The sequence below is a fragment of the Nocardia sp. CA-107356 genome, assembly GCF_050946365.1.
Taxonomy (GTDB): domain Bacteria; phylum Actinomycetota; class Actinomycetes; order Mycobacteriales; family Mycobacteriaceae; genus Nocardia.
Genome location: NZ_CP191992.1, coordinates 7,385,638 through 7,403,472, shown reverse-complemented (window position 1 = coordinate 7,403,472; position 17,835 = coordinate 7,385,638). Strand labels below are relative to the sequence as shown.

16 protein-coding genes and 1 pseudogene are annotated in these 17,835 nt (G+C 67.6%); 10 read left to right on the top strand and 7 right to left on the bottom strand.

Annotated elements, in window-relative coordinates; all coding sequences use genetic code 11:
• The first annotated feature begins 197 nt into the window (after window positions 1-197).
• Genes ACQP1G_RS33275 through ACQP1G_RS33260 form a run of 4 tightly spaced genes read left to right on the top strand, consistent with a single transcriptional unit; the run spans window position 198 to window position 4,973 of the window.
• Entirely contained in the window at window positions 198-557 is a 360-nt protein-coding gene (locus ACQP1G_RS33275; RefSeq protein ID WP_433193631.1) for a hypothetical protein, read from the top strand.
• Window positions 558-615: 58 nt separating this feature from the next.
• Window positions 616-1,497, top strand: coding sequence for an SGNH/GDSL hydrolase family protein (locus ACQP1G_RS33270; RefSeq protein WP_433193630.1), 882 nt, complete (start codon window positions 616-618; stop codon window positions 1,495-1,497).
• Window positions 1,494-2,732, top strand: a complete 1,239-nt coding sequence (locus ACQP1G_RS33265) for an acyltransferase family protein (protein ID WP_433193629.1) — start codon at window positions 1,494-1,496, stop codon at window positions 2,730-2,732. The genes ACQP1G_RS33270 and ACQP1G_RS33265 overlap by 4 nt, the downstream gene beginning before the upstream one ends.
• An 18-nt stretch (window positions 2,733-2,750) precedes the next feature.
• The gene (locus tag ACQP1G_RS33260; RefSeq protein ID WP_433193628.1) at window positions 2,751-4,973 is read left to right on the top strand and encodes an Eco57I restriction-modification methylase domain-containing protein; all 2,223 of its coding nucleotides are present in this window, start codon (window positions 2,751-2,753) and stop codon (window positions 4,971-4,973) included.
• Between the two features lie 6 nt (window positions 4,974-4,979).
• On the opposite strand, the gene ACQP1G_RS33255 is transcribed toward ACQP1G_RS33260, so the two are convergent.
• From ACQP1G_RS33255 to ACQP1G_RS33240, 4 genes are all read right to left on the bottom strand, one after another.
• A complete protein-coding gene (locus tag ACQP1G_RS33255) occupies window positions 4,980-5,600 on the bottom strand; it encodes a TetR/AcrR family transcriptional regulator (protein ID WP_433193626.1) in 621 nt (206 codons plus the stop codon).
• 167 nt (window positions 5,601-5,767) lie between these two features.
• The gene (locus tag ACQP1G_RS33250; RefSeq protein WP_433193625.1) at window positions 5,768-5,974 is read right to left on the bottom strand and encodes a hypothetical protein; all 207 of its coding nucleotides are present in this window, start codon (window positions 5,972-5,974) and stop codon (window positions 5,768-5,770) included.
• Between the two features lie 145 nt (window positions 5,975-6,119).
• On the bottom strand, window positions 6,120-6,635 hold the full coding sequence (locus ACQP1G_RS33245) for a gamma carbonic anhydrase family protein (RefSeq protein WP_433193624.1): 516 nt from the start codon (window positions 6,633-6,635) through the stop codon (window positions 6,120-6,122).
• Window positions 6,632-7,615 (bottom strand): GlxA family transcriptional regulator, encoded by a 984-nt coding sequence (locus ACQP1G_RS33240; protein WP_433193623.1) that lies wholly within the window; start codon window positions 7,613-7,615, stop codon window positions 6,632-6,634. Before ACQP1G_RS33240 ends, ACQP1G_RS33245 begins: the two co-directional genes overlap by 4 nt.
• A gap of 71 nt (window positions 7,616-7,686) precedes the next feature.
• On the opposite strand from ACQP1G_RS33240, the gene ACQP1G_RS33235 reads away from it, so the two are divergent.
• The 3 genes from ACQP1G_RS33235 (at window position 7,687) to ACQP1G_RS33225 (ending at window position 11,214) form a co-directional block, all read left to right on the top strand.
• Entirely contained in the window at window positions 7,687-8,454 is a 768-nt protein-coding gene (locus ACQP1G_RS33235) for an MBL fold metallo-hydrolase (RefSeq protein ID WP_433193621.1), read from the top strand.
• 75 nt (window positions 8,455-8,529) lie between these two features.
• Entirely contained in the window at window positions 8,530-9,645 is a 1,116-nt protein-coding gene (ald, locus tag ACQP1G_RS33230; protein WP_433193620.1) for an alanine dehydrogenase, read from the top strand.
• A 51-nt stretch (window positions 9,646-9,696) separates the two neighbouring features.
• Window positions 9,697-11,214, top strand: a complete 1,518-nt coding sequence (locus ACQP1G_RS33225; protein ID WP_433209045.1) for a serine hydrolase domain-containing protein — start codon at window positions 9,697-9,699, stop codon at window positions 11,212-11,214.
• 81 nt (window positions 11,215-11,295) lie between these two features.
• On the opposite strand, the gene sigJ is transcribed toward ACQP1G_RS33225, so the two are convergent.
• A complete protein-coding gene (gene sigJ, locus ACQP1G_RS33220; protein ID WP_433193619.1) occupies window positions 11,296-12,246 on the bottom strand; it encodes an RNA polymerase sigma factor SigJ in 951 nt (316 codons plus the stop codon).
• Window positions 12,247-12,393: 147 nt separating this feature from the next.
• Here sigJ and ACQP1G_RS33215 point away from each other — a divergent pair, with 147 nt between their 5' ends.
• Window positions 12,394-13,425, top strand: coding sequence for a cobalamin biosynthesis protein (locus ACQP1G_RS33215; RefSeq protein ID WP_433193618.1), 1,032 nt, complete (start codon window positions 12,394-12,396; stop codon window positions 13,423-13,425).
• Between the two features lie 102 nt (window positions 13,426-13,527).
• Here ACQP1G_RS33215 and ACQP1G_RS33210 read toward each other — a convergent pair whose 3' ends face one another.
• Complete coding sequence (locus ACQP1G_RS33210; RefSeq protein WP_433193617.1) at window positions 13,528-14,388, bottom strand: SURF1 family cytochrome oxidase biogenesis protein; 861 nt, start codon at window positions 14,386-14,388, stop codon at window positions 13,528-13,530.
• A gap of 194 nt (window positions 14,389-14,582) precedes the next feature.
• Window positions 14,583-15,044 (bottom strand): annotated as a pseudogene (locus ACQP1G_RS33205) (low molecular weight protein-tyrosine-phosphatase); the annotation flags it as partial.
• Window positions 15,045-15,088: 44 nt separating this feature from the next.
• Between ACQP1G_RS33205 and cobC the strand changes: the two are divergent.
• Together cobC and ACQP1G_RS33195 are read left to right on the top strand one after the other, a co-directional pair.
• On the top strand, window positions 15,089-16,126 hold the full coding sequence (cobC, locus tag ACQP1G_RS33200) for an Rv2231c family pyridoxal phosphate-dependent protein CobC (protein ID WP_433193616.1): 1,038 nt from the start codon (window positions 15,089-15,091) through the stop codon (window positions 16,124-16,126).
• A gap of 545 nt (window positions 16,127-16,671) precedes the next feature.
• Window positions 16,672-17,793: a Nif3-like dinuclear metal center hexameric protein gene (locus ACQP1G_RS33195; RefSeq protein ID WP_433193615.1), complete on the top strand. Its 1,122-nt coding sequence runs from the start codon at window positions 16,672-16,674 to the stop codon at window positions 17,791-17,793.
• Window positions 17,794-17,835: the final 42 nt, after the last annotated feature.

Sequence of the window (17,835 nt, the reverse complement as noted above, 5' to 3'; positions counted from 1 at the left end):
GGGTGCGCGTGCGGCGATGATCGGGTGCCATCGCGAAAATGGCTGGCTCGCAGTGGGATACGCGATGGGCCAGACGGTGGAAGTGGGGTCTCGGCCAGCGGGACAATTCGGTGAAAGATGCCATGCGGGTACAGGTCGACTTGTAGTCTCCTGCCTGGACTGAAATGATGCTGCTCCTGATCTCTAGAATGGGGAACGTGTTGAAGGTTTGTCTCGCCACCGTGTTTGCTTGCGGTGCGGTGCTTCTCGGCGCCACCGCATGCAGTAGCGGGACCGAATCGCATGGCGACCACACTCCGACCAACGCGTCGACGAGTGCGGTAGTGCCGACCAGCGCGGCAGCGCCGTCGAGTAGCGCGCCCGAGGCACCGGCGGCGCCCGCTCCGCAAGTAGTACCCGCGCCGGAAGCGACACCGATAGCGCCGCCCGCGCCGGAACCCCGAACGGCACCGGCGCCGCAGGCGCCACCGGCCGCGCAGACCGCACCACAGCCGGAACCGGCCAAACCGGCACCGACCTTGACCGCACCCGGATTCGAACCACGCGCGGGCTACTGACAGCGGAGTGATCACTGTGGGAAGTAAGCTCTCTCGTCGTTGCGCCCGGTGGCTCGGGGTGGTTACGGCGACCGTGGCAGCCGCGGCCGGGGTGCCCGCGGCAGCGCAATCGGCCCCGGCTGCCGCGCCGGGCAGCACCCTGGTGGCGTTCGGAGACTCCTTCGCCGCCAACGGTCTCCGGTGGGAAGTGGATGCGAAGGAGTGTCTGCGCGGACCTACCTCATGGCCGACCCAGCTGAGCCGATTGATGGGTGTCGCGGGTAGCTCCGACTTCGTGGACGCGTCGTGCTCCGGCGCGGCGATCCAGACCGCACGGGGCTATTCGCTGGTTCAGGAGGCGATGAACGCCGACAAGGCAGGAGCGTTCGGTCCCCGAACCAAGCTGATCGCGTTGCAATTCGGGCTCAACGACTCCTGGGGCACGAGCGAGACCACGCTGTGGACCTCGTTGGTGCCCTGTGTATTCAATCTCGCCGACGGGTGCGGGCTGGAGGCGGCGGAGCAGGGCCGGATCACCGACTATCGCGCGGTATCCGGTAGTGAGTATGCCCAGCGCGTCCGCGAGGTGGTCGAATATCTGCGCTATTACGCGCCGCAGGCGAAGATCGTGCTGGTCGGCTATCCCGAATTGTTTCCGTCCGGACAGGACCGCGCGTGTATGAGCGTGCTCGGTGTCGGGCAGTACGTACAGCCGAGGGGCGCGGCGCTGATCCAGTATCTGGATCGCATCGATGCGGCGCAGCGAGAAGCGGCGGCGCAGCTCGGGATCGAATTCTTCGATTCCAGAGCGGTGACCGCCGGGCACGGATTGTGTTCGGCGCAGCCATGGTTGAACGGTGCGCTCGATCCGCGCGCGGATCTGGTCGGGATTCCGTTCCATCCTTCGGCCCACGGTGATTCGGTGATCGCGGGAGCGCTGTACGAGCGGTACGGCAAGTGACGCAGCCGCGACCCGCGCTCCCGTCGCTGACCGGAGCACGATGGTGGGCGGCGTTCGCGGTATTCCTGCTGCACGCCTTGGTATTTCTGCCGGTCTACCCGTTTCAGAAGTCCGAGTTGTTCCGGCACATCCATCAGGTGATGCCGATGCAGTTGGGCGCGGCGGGGGTCACGTTCTTCTTCGTGCTCTCCGGATTCATCATCTATTGGTCGTTCCGGCCGGGGAATTCGGTGCCGCGGTTCTACTGGCGGCGAGTGCTGAAGATCTATCCGACGCATCTGGTGGCGACGGTCGCGTTCATCGTGATCGCGAGTGTGCCGCTGTCCAGGTTGGTGGTGTGGGTGCCGAACGTCTTGCTGATCCACACCTGGGTGCCGAAGTGGACGACGGTCGGCGGTCTCAATGTGCCGTCGTGGTCGCTGGGTGCGGAAATGCTGTTCTACCTGAGCTTTCCGCTCGCGCTGCCGCTGGTGCGGCGCATTCGCGGGGATCGTGTGTGGTGGGTGATGGCGGGGCTGCTCGTGGCAATTCTCGCGCTGCACACCGCATACTTCCTGTGGGTGCCCGGACCAAAAGGTATTGCGAATGCCTTTGCGCCACGGCTGGTTCCGGGGGACGTGTCGCCGTACTTCGAATTACACGCTTCACCGGCGTGGTTCGCGCAGCCGGATATTCCCGTTGCCCCGGCCTATTGGCTCAGTTACACCTTTCCGGTGTCGCGGTTGCCCGAATTCTTCCTCGGGGTGCTGGCCGCGCGGCTGGTGCTGGAGGGGCGTTGGCGCAATACGCGGTTGACCTGGCCGTTGCTGAGTTTGGCCGTCGCCTTCGCCGCCACCTGGGTGGTACCGGTGAACTACAAAATGTCGGCACTGCTGCTGGCGCCGATGACTGCGGTGGTCGCGACGCTGGCCACACGGGATCTGGCCGGTATACGCGGGTTGAACGCCTCGCCGCGAATGGTGTGGCTCGGCAATATTTCCTTCGCATTCTATTTGATCCAGTTTCCGGTGATGGTGCTGATCACCCGGATCTTCATCGGCGGCAGACAGTTCGGTCCGCTCGGCTGGCTCGGGTTCGCCGGATTGAGTTTGATCGTCGCGACGGCAGCGGCCGCGGCGATCTATCGATGGGTGGACGAACCACTCATGCGCCGCTTCTCCGGCCGCCGCACCGCGAGCCCGCCCGCGACGACGCGAGAACCAGTCGACCGCGTTACCGCCGGAGTTGCGCCATGACGAGGCAGAATCCCTGGCATGAATCCCGGGGACCCTGCCGCGCGCGACCGCAAACGGCACGGTAGGCACTACACGCCCCCTGCCCTGGCGGGCTTTCTCGCGCAGCGGCTGGTCGAGCATCTGCCGCGACCCGGAGGTGGTGGGGTGCCCGGCCGGGTGTTGCGGGTGCTCGATCCGGCGTGTGGGGACGGTGAGCTGTTGCTCGCGCTGCATCGGGTGGCGGGTGCGGTGTTGCCCGGGGTGCGGGTGGAGATGGTCGGGTATGACCTGGATGGGGCCGGGGTCGCGGTGGCCCGGGAACGGGCGGAGGCGGCGGAGGTCGCGGCCGAGTGGCATGTCGGGGATTTCCTGACGGCGTCGGTCGGGATCGCGGACCGGTCGTTCGATGCGATCATCACCAATCCGCCGTATGTGCGGACCCAACAGTTGGGTGGGCCGACCGCGCAGCTGATCAGCAAGCAGTTCGGCTTGCGGGGCCGGATCGACCTCACCCACCCGTTCGTCGCGGTCGCGCCCCGGCTGCTGCGGCCGGACGGGGTGCTCGGGTTGTTGTGCGCCAACCGGTTTCTCACCACCAAGGCGGGTGCGAATATTCGCAGCCTGCTGCTCACCGAGCTGTCCCCGGTCGAACTGTACGACCTCGGCGATACCAAGCTTTTCGAGGCGGCGGTGCTCCCCGCCGTCACCATCGCCACCCGCACCCCGTCCCGTGCCGTCTGCCGATACGTCTCGGCCTATGAGGTCGACACCGCCGAAACCATCAGCGGAACAGATCTTTTCGAGGCCCTGACGGCCGAACACAGCCACCTGGTCACCCATGCCGGACGTGCCTTCGCAGTCGAGGTCGGCACTCTGGCAACCGACGATCAGTCTCGCGATCACGCGACAGCAAGAGATCGCTCAGCGAATGATCGGGCCGTTCTCGGCATCGGGAGGACGGCGGTTGATCCGGCGGCGGGTAGTCGAATGCTGCTGGGCGATGTGACGGTCGCAGGTGATCGGCAGGCGGCAGGAAGTCTGGCGGTCGCAGGTCGGGCTGCGTCGGCGTCGTCCGGCGAGCCGTGTGCTCGGCAGGTCGGGGCCGAATCCACCACTGGCCGAGGGGACCTGGGCGGCGCTGTGGATGCGGCGGTGGGCGTGGTGGCGCTCGGCAATGGGCTGGTGGCGGGTGATCGGGCTGCTGCGGATCTTCGAGCGACATCAGGGGATATGGCTGTCCCAGGTGATCGAGCGACGGCAGGGGACCGGGTGGTAGCCGGGCAGGTTATGTCGGCGGGGGCTGGCGCGATGAGCGGGCGGCAGGTGGATTCCGATGTCGCGGCATCGGGGCAGTGGTGTGACGGTGTGGGGGCGTTGGGATCTGGTGGTGCGGACGGTGTTCGGGATCGTGATGGAAGTGCGGGGAAGGGGGCGTGGCGGATGTCGCGGCCGGGGGTGGATGGATGGTTGGGGGAGGTGGAAGCGGGGACTTGGCGGACCTTCGGGGACGTGGGGCGGATTCGGGTGGGGATCAAGACGACTGCGGATCGGGTGTTCATTTCGGATCGGTGGGGGGAGGTGGAGCCACGGCCGGAGGGGGAGCTGCTGTTCGACTTGATAACCCATCATGATGTCGAGCCGTGGCGGATTTCGCGGGAGCGTGCCACCAGGGTGCTGTATCCGTACGACCCGTCCGAACCCGCGCGAACACCGGTTGATCTGCGGGAATTCCCAGGGGCCGCAGCGTATTTGGAGAAGAATCGGGAGACGTTGGCCGGTCGGAAGTATTTGACGGACAGCGGCCGGGAGTGGTTCGAGATCTGGGTGCCGCAGCGGCCACATATGTGGCGGGTGCCGAAGGTGGTTTTTCCCGATATCAGTGAGCGGCCGCGGTTCGCATTGGATCGGTCGGGGGCGGTGGTGAACGGAGACTGCTATTGGATCTCGCTGGCCGATCTCGGGGTGGACGGTGCGGCCGAGCGGCTCGCGTATTTGCTTATGGGCGTGGCGAATTCGGCGCTCGGGCTGCGGTTCTACGATGCGGTGTGCGGGAATCGGCTGTATTCGGGGCGGCGACGGTGGATCACCCAGTACGTGTCGCGGCTGCCGCTGCCGGATCCGACGACGATGCGGGCGGGCGGAGTCGTCGAGCTGGTACGCGATTTCGTCGACGGCGGGCGAGTTCCCGACGCGAATTCGCTGCGGCTGCTCGATGAGTGGGTGGCGTTCGCATTCGGCCCGCGTGTGTACGAAATGCGTTGAGTCCGCTCATGCGGTGGTGCGGACACCGACCATCGGCAGCAGCGTGCGCCGCGCGAATGCACGACCGGCCGTCACATCATCGATCGGAATGAGCCCGTCGGGCGTCAGCGCGAGTGAGAGCGCCAGCCGCGCCATGATTTCGGCGACGAGTTCGAAGTCGAAGTCGTCGTCCGCACCGCTGCGAAGTTCACGCAACTTCTCCGCCAAATAGGTGCGCCCTACCGCGATGATCGGTCCGGCTTCGGTGGTGAGCCGGGGCAGGATGAGGTCGGGTTCGGTCCGCAGCAACCTACGCAACAGTTCGTTGCCGGCGATCTCGGTGATCACCGCGACGAATATCTCGACCAGTTGTTCCTCGACGCCCTCGACCTTCTGTACACGCTTATCGATCTCGGCGACGAAACGCTGTGCCTCCCGCACGCTGACGGCCTCGACCAAGTCGTTCTTCGATTCGAATCGGCGATACAGGGTGGCCGGGCTGATCCCGGCACGTCGGGCGATCTCGCCCATGCTGGTGCGTTTGATGCCGAAATCCAGGAATGCCGACAGCGCGCTCTCCAGCAGTTTTTCGCCGTCGCTGACAGGCTTTTCCAGGATGCGCTGGAGGATGGGCGGGACGGTCGGCATCGAGTCTCCAGTCGTATAGGCTCGGACGCCGATGGTGCCAGGGCGTCGCGACGGTGCGGGTGATCGGCATTCATTATTTCACCGGGTCGCGACGCTTCGGCCGGGGATCGGCACCAGAGATCGACAGGACGGATATCGTTCGGCGGTTCGTGGGGGTTGGCGGGGGACTACTGTCGCGGCAGATCCAGTTCCGCCATCTCTTGTTCGATCGCGTTGGCGGCAAAATCCACCCCGCTGGAGCGCAGTTCGTGAACCCGCCGCTGTAGCGCCTCGATCCCGCCCGGCTGGGCCGCGATATCGGCCAGGCTGATCCGTCCCGACGGCCGGTGCATACTCTGCGGCACATACGCCACCGTGATACCTCCTGCCTGCACGCTACGCAGCCACCACCGCGGCGGGCTCACCCTGCGCGCAACAGGCCACTCGACAGCTGTGTCGGCGAGAGATCCCGGGGCGCCGGGCACGCTGGCGAAATGTTATCAGCGATTCGGACTGGTCATTTGATCAGTGTGGCCTGTCTCACATTTGCTTCGCGGCCCGGTGGTTGGCCATGTTGTGAAGGTACACAGCGCCGTTGAGCCGAATGCCGTCCTGCTCGGCTTCGCTCAATTCCCGACGCACCTTGCCGGGCACGCCCGCAACCAGCGATCCGGGCGGAATCTGGGCGCCTTCCGGAATCAGGGCGTTGGCGGCTATCAGACTGCCCGCGCCGATGACCGCGCCATTGAGCACTGTGGCGCCCATGCCGACGAGCACATCGTCGCCGACCGTGCAGCCGTGCAGGATCGCGTTATGTCCCACCGATACTCCGGTACCGACGGTGAGCGGGAAGCCGGGGTCGGCATGCAGTACGCAGCCGTCCTGAATGTTGGTGCGCGCGCCGACGCTGATCGCCTCGAGATCGCCGCGCAACACCGCGCTGTACCAAATGCTCACCTCGGCGGCGAGTCGAACGCGTCCGATTACGGTCGCGTTCGGTGCGATCCACGCGGTGTCGTCGATCTCCGGCGTATGTCCGCTTACCTCGATCCTCATGCCGAAAACCTAGACGACGAGATCGGCGGCGCCGCCGGCGTCCCCGAGAACAGCGCGCGGTGCGCGGCCGGGCTGGTGCCGAGAATGCGGTGGAAGTGGTGGCGCAGGCTGACCGCGGTGCCGAAGCCGGTTTCGGCGGCGATGCGATCCATGGTGTCGGTGGTTGATTCGAGTAGCAGCCTGGCCCGGTCGGTGCGCTGGTGCAGCAGCCATTGCTGCGGGCTGCTGCCCGTGCGATCGCGGAAACGTCGGGTGAAGGTGCGTCGCGACATGAGGGCGATGCGGGCCAAGCTGTCCAGATCGATCGGTTCGCCGAGATTCGTTCGCGCCCAGACCATTGCGCGTTCGATCGGATCGTCGTCGGCGGCGTCGGGTACGGCCACCGGAATGTACTGGGCCTGAGATCCGCTGCGGTGCGGTGCGGTCACCAGCGATCTGGCCAATTCGGTGGCGGCACGGCTGCCCAGATCGCCGCGCACCAGGTGCAGACAGCAGTCGAGTGCGGCTGCCACACCCGCGGAGGTGATGATGTCGCCGAGATCCGACCAGAGCGTATCGGCGCGGACCCGGACCGCGGGGTAGGCGGCGGCGAGGTCGTCGGCCGCGGCCCAGTGGGTAGTGATCTCCCGGCCGTCCGCCAGGCCACTGGCCGCCACCGCGAAGGCGCCGAGGCATAGGCCGACGATCCGGGCACCCCTGGCGTGGGCGCGATGCAGTGCGTCGCGCAGGTCGTCCGAGATGGCCATATCGCGCCGCCAGCTCGGGATCACCACCAGGTCGGCCCGCTCGAAGGCGTCGAGTCCGGTGCCGACGACAATGTCGAATCCGGCTGGCGTCCGCAGGGTGCCGGGGCGTTCGGCGCACACCTCGACGCGGTATTCGGGGCTGCCCTCGACGCCGACACGGCCGAAGACCAGCGTGGGCACGGACAGATGGAAGGGGATGACGTCATCGAAGGCGAGAACGGCGACGGTGCGCATGGCCCGATCTTATCGCTAGGCGGCTCATGGGCCACTTTTGATCGGATATCGCGGTCAGCAATATTGATCGCATGACCGAGACGATCGAACGCACCACTGTCGAAGCCCTGCATATCGGCGGACCCACCCTGCGCTTGCGGTACGGCAACCTGACCTGGCTCACCGACCCCACCTTCGATGCTCCCGGCGACTACCCGGGTCCGATCACACTGCACAAGCTGACCGGCCCCGCGGTGTCCGCGGACCAGGTGGGGGCGGTGGATGTGGTGCTGCTTTCACATGATCAGCACGCGGACAATCTCGACAATTCGGGTCGCGAATTCCTGAAAACCGTGCCGACCGTGTTCTCGACACCGGATGCGGCCGGCCGCATCAACGGTGTTCGGGGACTGGAGAACTGGGAGACCGTGACGATCGGCGATGTGCGCGTGACGGGTGTGCCGGCACTGCACGGGCCCGAAGGGTGCGAGCCGCTGAGCGGGGCGGTCACCGGATTCGTGCTGCAAGCCGATGATCAACCGACGGTCTACGTCTCCGGGGACAATGCCTCGGTCGCGCTGGTCGAGCAGATCGGGCGGCGGTTCGGGCGGATCGATATCGCCATCCTCAATGTCGGGGGCGCCAATGTCGGGCGGTTCGGCGACGTCGATCTGACGCTGAACGGGCGCACCGCACTCGAGGCCGCCGAATTGCTCGGAGATGCGGTCATCGTCGCCGTGCACGGCGAGGGGTGGCACCACTTCACCGAGCCGCTGGACTACCTCGTCCGCACCTTCGAATACGCCGGACGAGCTGATCAGCTGCGGATTCCGCGTTCCGGGCAGCCGTTCGAGGTCTAGCCGCGCGGCGACGCACTCCCTCGATAGCGCGCGGCGATCATGGCGAAGCTCCGGTCCGTGGTCCACGATGGCGATATGAGGATCGCAGTTCCGCGGGAGGTCAAGGAACAGGAGTTTCGGGTGGCGCTGACCCCGGCCGGTGCCGGGGAACTGGTGCGGCACGGGCACGAGGTGCTGATCCAGACCGGCGCCGGGGTGGGGTCGGGTTTTCCGGACGCGGACTATCTCGCCGCGGGTGCTCGGATGATGCCCGCCGCCGATCAGGTGTGGCGCGAGGGCGAGTTGGTGCTGAAGGTCAAGGAGCCGATCGCCCAGGAGTATCCGCTGATGCGGCGCGAGCAGGTGCTGTTCACCTACCTGCATTTGGCCGCGTCGCGGGAGTGCACCGACGCGGTGCTGCGGTCCGGAATCACCGCGATCGCATATGAGACGGTGCGGGCGGCGGATGGGTCGTTGCCGCTGCTCGCACCGATGAGTGAGGTTGCGGGCAAGCTCGGGACGCAGGTCGGCGCGTATCACCTGATGGCGCCGCTCGGGGGTGCCGGGCTGCTGCTCGGCGGGGTGCCGGGAGTGCGTCCGGCCGATGTGGTGGTGCTCGGCGGTGGTGTCGCCGGGACGAACGCGGCAACCGTCGCGGCCGGGATGGGTGCGAAAGTCACTGTATTGGATACGAATTTGGCGCGCTTGCGGGAGCTCGACGCGCGATTCGACGGGCGGATCTCGACGTTGGCCTCGACTGCGGTCGAGATCGAACGGGCGGTGCTCGCGGCCGATCTGGTGATCGGATCGGTGCTGGTACCTGGTGCGCGGGCGCCGAAATTGGTTTCCCAGGACTTGGTTGCCGGTATGCGGCCGGGCTCGGTGCTGGTGGACATCGCCATCGACCAGGGCGGGTGCTTCGCCGGTTCGCATCCGACCACGCACGCGAATCCCACCTTCCGCGTGGCGAATTCGCTGTTCTACTGCGTGGCCAATATGCCGGGCGCGGTGCCGCACACCGCGACCCTCGCGCTCATCAACGCCACCTTGCCGTATGTGCGCGCCATCGCCGATCACGGATGGCGTCAGGCATGCTCCGCGCATCCTGATCTCGCGCATGGGGTGACCGCGGATAGGGGGCGGTTGTTATCGGCGGAGGTTGCGGCGGCGCACGGATATGCGATACCGAAACCGATGGAGTTGGCAGGCTGACGACGGTGCCGGGGTCGATGTGGACTCGCAGTGTGAAGGGCGATATCGGTGATGGTGGAATATCCGCGGCGGGCCTGTGTCCTGGTGATCAGCTTGCTGCTGGTGCTGTTGCCGTACTCCGGTGCGGCGGTCGCGGCGCCGGTGGGCATCGATCCGGCCGCGGTGGATCGGTATATGTCCGAGTATCTGTCGCGGACACGATTGCCGGGGGCTTCGATCGCCATTACCCACGGGGATCAGGTGGTGTACGTCGCGGGATACGGTCACGATTCCACCGGTTCGGCGATCACCGCGACGACCAGAATGCCGATCGCTTCGGTGAGCAAATCCATGACCGCGATGGCCGTGATGCAGTTGGTCGACGCGGGGCGGATGCGTCTCGATGCGCCGGTGCGTCAGTACCTGACGGACTTTCGGCTGGCCGATCCGCGTGCCGACCGGATCACGGTGCGGCAGTTGCTGAATCAGACGTCGGGCATGTCGGATACCGCATTCCCCGATCTGCGGCGGCCACAGGCGGACTCGCTGGCCGGGGCGGTCGAGCGACTACGGACGGCCGAATTGGCCGCCGATCCGGGAACGCGATTCAACTATCACAATCCGAACTATCAGGTGGCCGCGCGGTTGGTCGAGGTGGTCAGCGGCGAACCGTTCGCGGCCTATCTGCAACGGAATGTGTTCGGGCCCATCGGGATGCGCGACAGTTCGACGGTGGATACGGCGCGCGCGGCCGAGGAGGTGACGCACGGATACATTCGGGCGTACGGGTTCGCGATACCGATGGCGGAGCCCGATTGGTTCGTCGGCGGTAGCCACGGTGTGATCACCACGGCCGCCGATATGGCCGGGTGGCTGATCACTCAGAACAACGGTGGCCTGGCGCCGGACGGGCACCGGGTGGTATCGGCCGCGGCAATGGCCGACATGCACACACCGTCCGGGGTCGCCGACGACGACTACGGAATGGGTTGGCGGCGTGAGCAATCCGATCACGGGGTGCAGATCTCGCACAACGGCGATTGGTTCACCTATACCGCTGAACAGGTTCTGCTGCCCGACACCGGATATGGCATTGCCGTCATCGCCGATACCGGTATGTCGCTCGAGGACGACCCCGGGATCATCGCGCAGGGGTTGGTCGAGCTGACCCAGGGCGAGACGCCGGATGTGCACCGCCCGTGGGGTATCTGGGCGGACTGGGGTATGGCGCTGTTGACGCTCGGGACTCTCGGTCTCGGTGTGCTCTGCCTGGTGCGATCGCGCCGCTGGGCCGACCAGCAGGGCACCCGGCCCGCATGGCTGATCGCGCTGCGGCAGCTGCCGTACCTGGCCCCGATCGTGATCCTGGCCGTGCTACCGCAGCTCGCGGGCCTCGTCTTCCGCGGTCGAGCCGCGACGTTCCTGCAGGTGACCTATGTTTGGCCAGCTCTCGTGGTGTTTCTCGGCATAGCCGCGTTGGCGGGTGTGAGCGTTCTCCTTGCCCGCGGGGTGTGGTTCATTATGTTGCGGCGCAATCGATCTGGGGCAGACGCGCAGCGCGAAGAGCCCGCGGCCCAGGCGCCCGCCTGAGCGTCGGGTTGCGATGCCGCGGGCATCTCGGTGCTGTGCCGGAGACGGCCCGCACCTGGGAAATGTGCGGGCCGCGTCGGGCTATTCGGCGTTCGGGCCGAGGTACCAGTCGGGTGCGCCTTCGGTGGGGAGGTCGTGCAGCTTGTCCGGGTTGCGGACGACATTGATGGCGACAATGCGGCCGTCGTCGATGACGAAGGAGAAGACGCCGGTGTGGGTGCCGTCGAAGACCACCAGACCGGGCGTGCCGTTGACCAGGACCGCGCGGCCCCAGGCGCCCGCCGCGGACGGTGCGTGGTACCAGCCGAGCAGCATCTTCGCGATGAGTTCGGCGCCGCGCACGGGCTGGCGGATCGCGGGGACCTTACCGCCGCCGTCGGCGGTGAGGCTGACGTTGGCGTCGAGTACGCCGAGCAGTGCGCCGAGATCACCGGAGCGCCAGGCGACCGCGAAGGCGGAGACGACCTTCTCCTGTTCGTCGGGCGAAGCCGGGAACCGGGGCGTTCCATCCTCGACGCGTTTGCGGGCGCGCGACGCGAGCTGCCGCACGGCCGCAGGGGTGCGGCCGACGACCTCGGCGACCTCGGGGCCGCTCATGCCGAATACGTCCTGCAGCACGAACGCGGTGCGTTCGGCGGGGGATAGGGATTCCAGCACGACCAGCAGCGCCGTGGTGACGCGCTCGTCCTGGGTGATCCGGTCGGCCGGGTCGTCCCAGCTGGTGACCTCCGGCTCGGGCAGCCATTCGCCGACGTACTGTTCGCGGCGGGCGCGGGCCGAGCCGAGCTGATCGAGGGCGAGGCGGCCGGTGACGGTGGACAGCCAGGCACGCAGGTTCTCGATCTCGCCCGCGGTCCCGGCCTCGTACTGGCGCTGCAGCCGCAGCCATGCATCCTGCACCACATCGTCGGCGTCGGTGAGACTGCCGAGCGTGCTGTAGGCGAGCCTGCGCAGATACGGCCGGTGCTCCTCGAAACGCCGAGCCAACTCGGCCTGGTCGATCGGTCCGGAGGATGGCTGTTCTGCTGTCACTGGTCTCGCCGTTCGGTCGTCCGGCCCCCTCGGGGGGCGAGTTTATGCGTGTCATCGGGATGACGACGCAGGGCTAGCGAGTGTGACATCCCGATCGCGACGGCGCGCTTGCCGGGGCACACGGATGTCCGGACCAGCGAGGATTCGATGGGGTGCGTGCGTCGTCGGGACGTGGGGACCGGCTACCCTCGCCGGGTGCATACGGGGACCTCGACCGCGGCCGGGCTGCTGCTCGGGTTCGCGCTCGATCGCGCGTTCGGTGATCCGCGCCGATGGCATCCGGTGGCCGGGTTCGGTTCGGCGGCAAGTGCGCTGGAGCGTGTGACCTATGCCGATCGGCGATCGGCCGGGGTGGTGCACGAGGCGTTGCTGGTCGGTGCGGCGACTGCGCTGGGGATCGGGCTTCGTCGTGGCGGAGTGGTGGCGACTGCGCTGGCGACCTGGACGGTGCTCGGTGGGCGCAGCCTCGCGCGTACCGGGCGGGAGATGGCCGACCGGCTCGAGTCCGGCGATCTGACGGGCGCGCGGGCCCTGCTGCCATCGCTGTGCGGGCGCGATCCCGAGGTGCTCGATGCGGACGGATTGGCCCGCGCCGCATTGGAATCCATCGCGGAGAACACCTCCGACGCGACGGTCGCGCCGCTGGTGTGGGGTGCGGTCGCCGGGACGCCGGGGCTGCTCGGATACCGCGCGGTCAACACGCTGGACGCGATGATCGGCTACCGCGACGACCGCTACCTCCGCTTCGGCTGGGCTGCCGCCCGCGTGGACGATCTCGCGAATCTGTTGCCCGCCCGCATCACCGGCATGTTCACCGCCGCCTTGGCTCCGGCGGTCGGCGGGCATCCGGCCGACGTGCTGCGCGCCTGGCAACGAGACGCTTCCAAACACCCCAGCCCCAATGCGGGCGTCGTCGAGGCATCCATGGCGGGTGCGCTCGGCGTCCGCCTCGGCGGCCGCACCCAATATCGCTACGGCACCGAACTGCGTCCCACCCTCGGCGACGGCCCAGCACCTCGAGTAGCGGATCTCCGTCGGGCCGTACATATGTCGGAGGCAATCCAGCTGGGCGCCGTGCTGACGGCCGCACTGTGGTCGGTGCTGCGGCTGACGCCCATGCCCGGTCCGAGCGCGTATTTTTCGCACATTCTGGGGCAGAAATCGCCGGATTCGGATTGAAGGTGCACGCTCGTGCCTACGGGTGCAGGCAGGTGGGCGGCGTCGGATAGCGATGGTTCGCAGTGCTGAGCGGTCTCGGCTCTGCTTGATCGCCGAGGTGGCTCAGCGGGTGCCGCCGTAGCGGTCGGCCAGGCGTTGTTCGTTGGTGGAAGTTGGTGCGGGGGTGGGGGTTTCGGTGGGGGTCGGCTTCGGGGCCGCCTGGGTCTTTTCCCTGCGACGTTCGCGGATTTCGGCGTAGACGAAGTAGCCGAGGCCGAGGGGGGCCATGATGCCGAAGGCCAGCCATTGCAGGCCGTAGGAGAGGTAGGGGCCCGCGTCGAGTTGGGGGAGGGGAGTGGGGGTGAAGGCGCCGGGCTGGTTATCACTGAGCTGCAGGTAGCCCCCGCGTTCGCCGGTGGGGATCGCGGTCAGTGGCTCTTGGAGGACGGTCATTTCCTGGGTGGTGTCCACCGAGTACACCTGGCGGTAGCCGTCCTGGACCATCGGGTCCTTGCCAGGGGTGATGCCCTCGGACATCCGGATTCGGGCCTCGATCCGCTGGGGGCCGGTGGGCGGATCCGGAATCTGTGGTGGGCGCGACCCATCGATGGCGGCGACCAGGCCGCGGTCGACGAGCAGGATGCGGCCGTCATCGAGCTTGAAGGTGGTGAGTACCGAGTAGCCGGGTGCGCCGTCGAGGTGGCGCAGGCGGACCAGCGCCGTCGAGTTCGGCATATAGCCGCCGGTCGCGGTGACGCGACGCCATTCGGCATGTGAGTCGGTGCTCTGGTCGTCCAGGACGGTGGTGATATCGATGGGAGCGGCGTCCACCGAATCGGCGATCAGCTGGTTGCGATGTGAGGTGGTGGTGTTCTTACCGAGCTGCCACGGTGCGAGCACGGTGAAGCACAGGTAGGCGAAGGCCGCGACCAGCACGGCCAGAATCAGCCAGCTCGGGCGCAGCAGGAAGGTCAGTCGGCGCATCACGGGCGTCCGTCGGAGGCGGGTTCGTAGGAGACCGGCTGGTCTGGTTTGTGGCCGGCTGGGTCTGCTCCGCGGGTCGTGCTCGGCTCGTCGGCTATCCCGGTCCGCGTGTCGTCCCCGGAAGAGGCAGCTCCATTGTGGGCATCGGCTTCGAGGTCATGGGCGGCGGCGCCGTTGCGGGCGGCCAGGGTGGCTCGGACCCAGTCCAATAGCCCAGGGATGGCGGCAGCGATCTGGTCGTGGACCAGATCGAAGTCGGCAGTGTCGCCGTAGTAGGGGTCGGGGACGTCGAGCGAGTCGGCGTCCGGGTCGAAACTGCGCAGCAGGCGGCGGCGGTCCGACGGGATGCCGAGCATGGCCAGTCGGCGTTCGTGGCCGGAGTCGAGGGCGATTACGAGGTCGGCGTCGCGGTGTCGGCTGCCGAACTTCGCGGCCACATGACCGGTCGGGTAGCCGTGGCGGCGCAGTGTCGCGTCGGTGCGGGCGTCGGCGTCCTGTCCGGCGTGCCAGCCGTCGGTGCCCGCGCTGCTGACCCGCACGCGGTCCGCGAGTCCCTCGCGGTACAGGTGTACCGCGAACATCTTCTCCGCCATCGGCGATCGGCAGATGTTGCCGGTACAGACGAACGACACGTGCAACTCACCCACGACAGCCATTCTGGCCGGTCGCCCCGATGGGCCGCCACGTAGGGTGTTTTCTCGTGTCGGAGGAACGGGTCGATCACGCGAAACTGCGTCACCACGGTGATGTCGACGCGCGCCCCGGCATGCTCGACTTCGCGGTGAACGTGCAGGGCAGTGCGCCGCCGGACTGGCTGCGCAACCGGTTGGCCGCCCGGCTCGACGACCTGGGCCGGTATCCGAGTGCGGCCGATGAACTCGCCGCGCGCAGCGCGGTGGCGGCCCGACACGGCCGCACCGCAGCAGAGGTGCTGTTGCTGGGCGGTGCGGCCGAGGGTTTCGCGATGCTGCCCAGACTCGCACCCGGGCTGGCCGCCGTGCTGCACCCGTCGTTCACCGAACCCGAGTTGGCGCTGCGCGAGGCCGATATCCCGGTCGTCCGCGTCGTACTCGAACCGCCGTACACGCTCGATCCGTCGCGGGTGCCCGCCACGGCCGACTTGGTGGTGCTCGGCAACCCGACCAACCCGACCTCGGTCCTGCACCCCGCCGATACCATCCGCGCGCTGCGCAAGCCCGGCCGGATCATCGTGGTCGACGAGGCCTTCGTCGATGCGGTCTGCGGTGAACCGGAATCGCTGGCCGCTTCGACCGCCCCGGATATCCTCGTCCTGCGCAGCCTCACCAAGACCTGGGCCTTGGCAGGCCTGCGCTGCGGCTACTTTCTCGGCGCACCCGACCTGCTCGCCCGGCTGAATCAGGGGCGCCCGCACTGGCCGCTCGGCACACTGCAACTGGAGGCGATCACCGCGACCGCCGAGCCGAATGCGGTCGCCGCCGCTGAGCAGCGAGCGCAGGCGATCGTGGTCGACCGGGATTCGATGATCGAACGACTGACCGCACTCGGTCTACACGTCCACACGCCCGCCGACGGACCCTTTCTGCTGCTGCGTGTACCCGACGGTGAACTCCTGCGAAAGCATTTGGCGAACCAGGGAATTGCGGTCCGCCGCGCGGACACCTTCCCCGGGCTCGGACCCGACTACATCCGCGTTGCCGTCCGCGGTGCTGCCGAGGTCGATCGGCTGGTCGCCGGTATTCGCGCGGCGGGGGTTTGATGTCGGCCCGAATGGGTGGTTGTTGGGTAGCGAGTATCGGTCGGCCGGCCCGAGGTCGATCAGCTGGTCGGGTATTTGTGCGGCGGAATTTGATGCCGACCGGAAGCGAGGAATTCGTGCGGCGAGCATTGCCCGGCCCGGCGGCTGCGGGGTCCAGTGCCGCCGAATCTGATCGACTGGCGTCCAGTACTGGGTGGTGGGTTTCGGTGTCGGCGGCTGTCCGCGGCCACAGCAGCCACGCTGCCTGTCAGCGGAGGCGGGAAGCGCGGCGGTGTCGAGGGCGCGGCTGTGGCGGGAGGCGCGGTGGGACCGAGCTCGATCGGGGCAGTCCCGAACGGCCCGCCGCCGATCGCTCGAATCGCCAACTTTGCCCGCCCTAGTGCGGACGGGCAAAGTTGTGGCCGTCGTTGGCGCGAAAGATTACGTGGATTCGGCAGACGAGCGGTGCGCCGCGCGATTCACACAGCATCGCCCCGCACGATGGCCGATGTGTGCGGTGCGGTTGGAAGTAGTCGGGGCATGAATGGAGTGGAGGTAGGCGGATCGTGACGACGCTGGCGGAACTTATCGGGGTGCTCGACGCGGCTTATCCGCCGAAGTTGGCGGAGTCGTGGGATTCGGTGGGGCTGGTGTGCGGGGACCCGGCGGATGAGGTGACTCGGGTGTTGTTCGCGGTGGATGCCACCGCGGCGGTGGTGGCTGAGGCGATCGATTGGCGGGCACAGGCTTTGGTGGTGCATCATCCGCTGCTGTTGCGCGGGGTCGATAGCGTCGCGGCCGATACACCCAAGGGTGCCCTGCTGCATCGGCTTATCCGGTCGGGATGCGCGCTGTTCGCGGCGCATACGAATGCGGACTCCGCTGATCCGGGGGTCTCCGACGCGCTGGCGGCGGCGCTCGGGCTCACTGTCACCGGGCCATTGGATTCGAAACCGCGAGCCGCCGTGGACAACTGGGTGGTGCAGGTGCCGCGCTCGCACGCCGATGCGGTGCTGGCGGCGCTGTTCGCGGCCGGTGCCGGTGGTAGCGGTACCTATCGTGACTGTGCTCTTCGGGTGCCGGGAGTCGGGCAGTTCCGCCCGGTCGCCGGAGCGAATCCGGCGGTCGGGGCGATCGGGGAATTGCAGCAGGTCGATGAGGATCGTCTCGAGGTGATCGCGCCACCTTCGGCGCGTACTGCCGTGCTGGCGGCGCTGCGTGCCGCGCATCCCTATGAAGATCCCGCCTACCACGTCACCGAGCGGGCCGCGCTGCCATCGGGGCTCGGCATCGGTCGGGTCGGCACACTGTCCGAGCCGGAGTCCTTGCGCGAGTTCACCTCCCGGGTCGCCGCCGCTTTGCCCGCAACGACCTGGGGCGTCCGCGCGGCCGGTGATCCGGACCGCATGATCCGGACGGTCGCCGTCTGCGGCGGCGCGGGCGACTCCTATCTGGATACCGTGGCGCGCCTCGGCGTCGACGCCTACGTCACCTCCGACCTGCGCCACCATCCGGTCGACGAACATCTGCGCCGCGGTGGCCCGGCCGTGATCGATGCCGCCCATTGGGCAACCGAATTCCCTTGGTGCGCACAGGCGCAGACAGTGGTACAGACCACGCTGCCCGACCTCGAAACCCGCGTCTGCACGCTGCGCACCGATCCCTGGACGGTCAGCGCCATCGGGTGACCCACACTCTCCGATCAGCCGCACACCCATTGTGTGGCTGTA

Bases quoted from the DNA above. Each gene is read 5' to 3' on its own strand.
- ACQP1G_RS33235 (WP_433193621.1), top strand. From the start codon at position 7,687: ATGACCGAGACGATCGAACGCACCACTGTCGAAGCCCTGCATATCGGC.
- ACQP1G_RS33240 (WP_433193623.1), bottom strand. From the start codon at position 7,615: ATGCGCACCGTCGCCGTTCTCGCCTTCGATGACGTCATCCCCTTCCAT.
- ACQP1G_RS33210 (WP_433193617.1), bottom strand. From the start codon at position 14,388: ATGCGCCGACTGACCTTCCTGCTGCGCCCGAGCTGGCTGATTCTGGCC.
- ACQP1G_RS33225 (WP_433209045.1), top strand. From the start codon at position 9,697: ATGGTGGAATATCCGCGGCGGGCCTGTGTCCTGGTGATCAGCTTGCTG.
- ACQP1G_RS33245 (WP_433193624.1), bottom strand. From the start codon at position 6,635: ATGAGGATCGAGGTAAGCGGACATACGCCGGAGATCGACGACACCGCG.
- ACQP1G_RS33260 (WP_433193628.1), top strand. From the start codon at position 2,751: ATGAATCCCGGGGACCCTGCCGCGCGCGACCGCAAACGGCACGGTAGG.
- ald (WP_433193620.1), top strand. From the start codon at position 8,530: ATGAGGATCGCAGTTCCGCGGGAGGTCAAGGAACAGGAGTTTCGGGTG.
- ACQP1G_RS33215 (WP_433193618.1), top strand. From the start codon at position 12,394: ATGGGGTGCGTGCGTCGTCGGGACGTGGGGACCGGCTACCCTCGCCGG.
- ACQP1G_RS33255 (WP_433193626.1), bottom strand. From the start codon at position 5,600: ATGCCGACCGTCCCGCCCATCCTCCAGCGCATCCTGGAAAAGCCTGTC.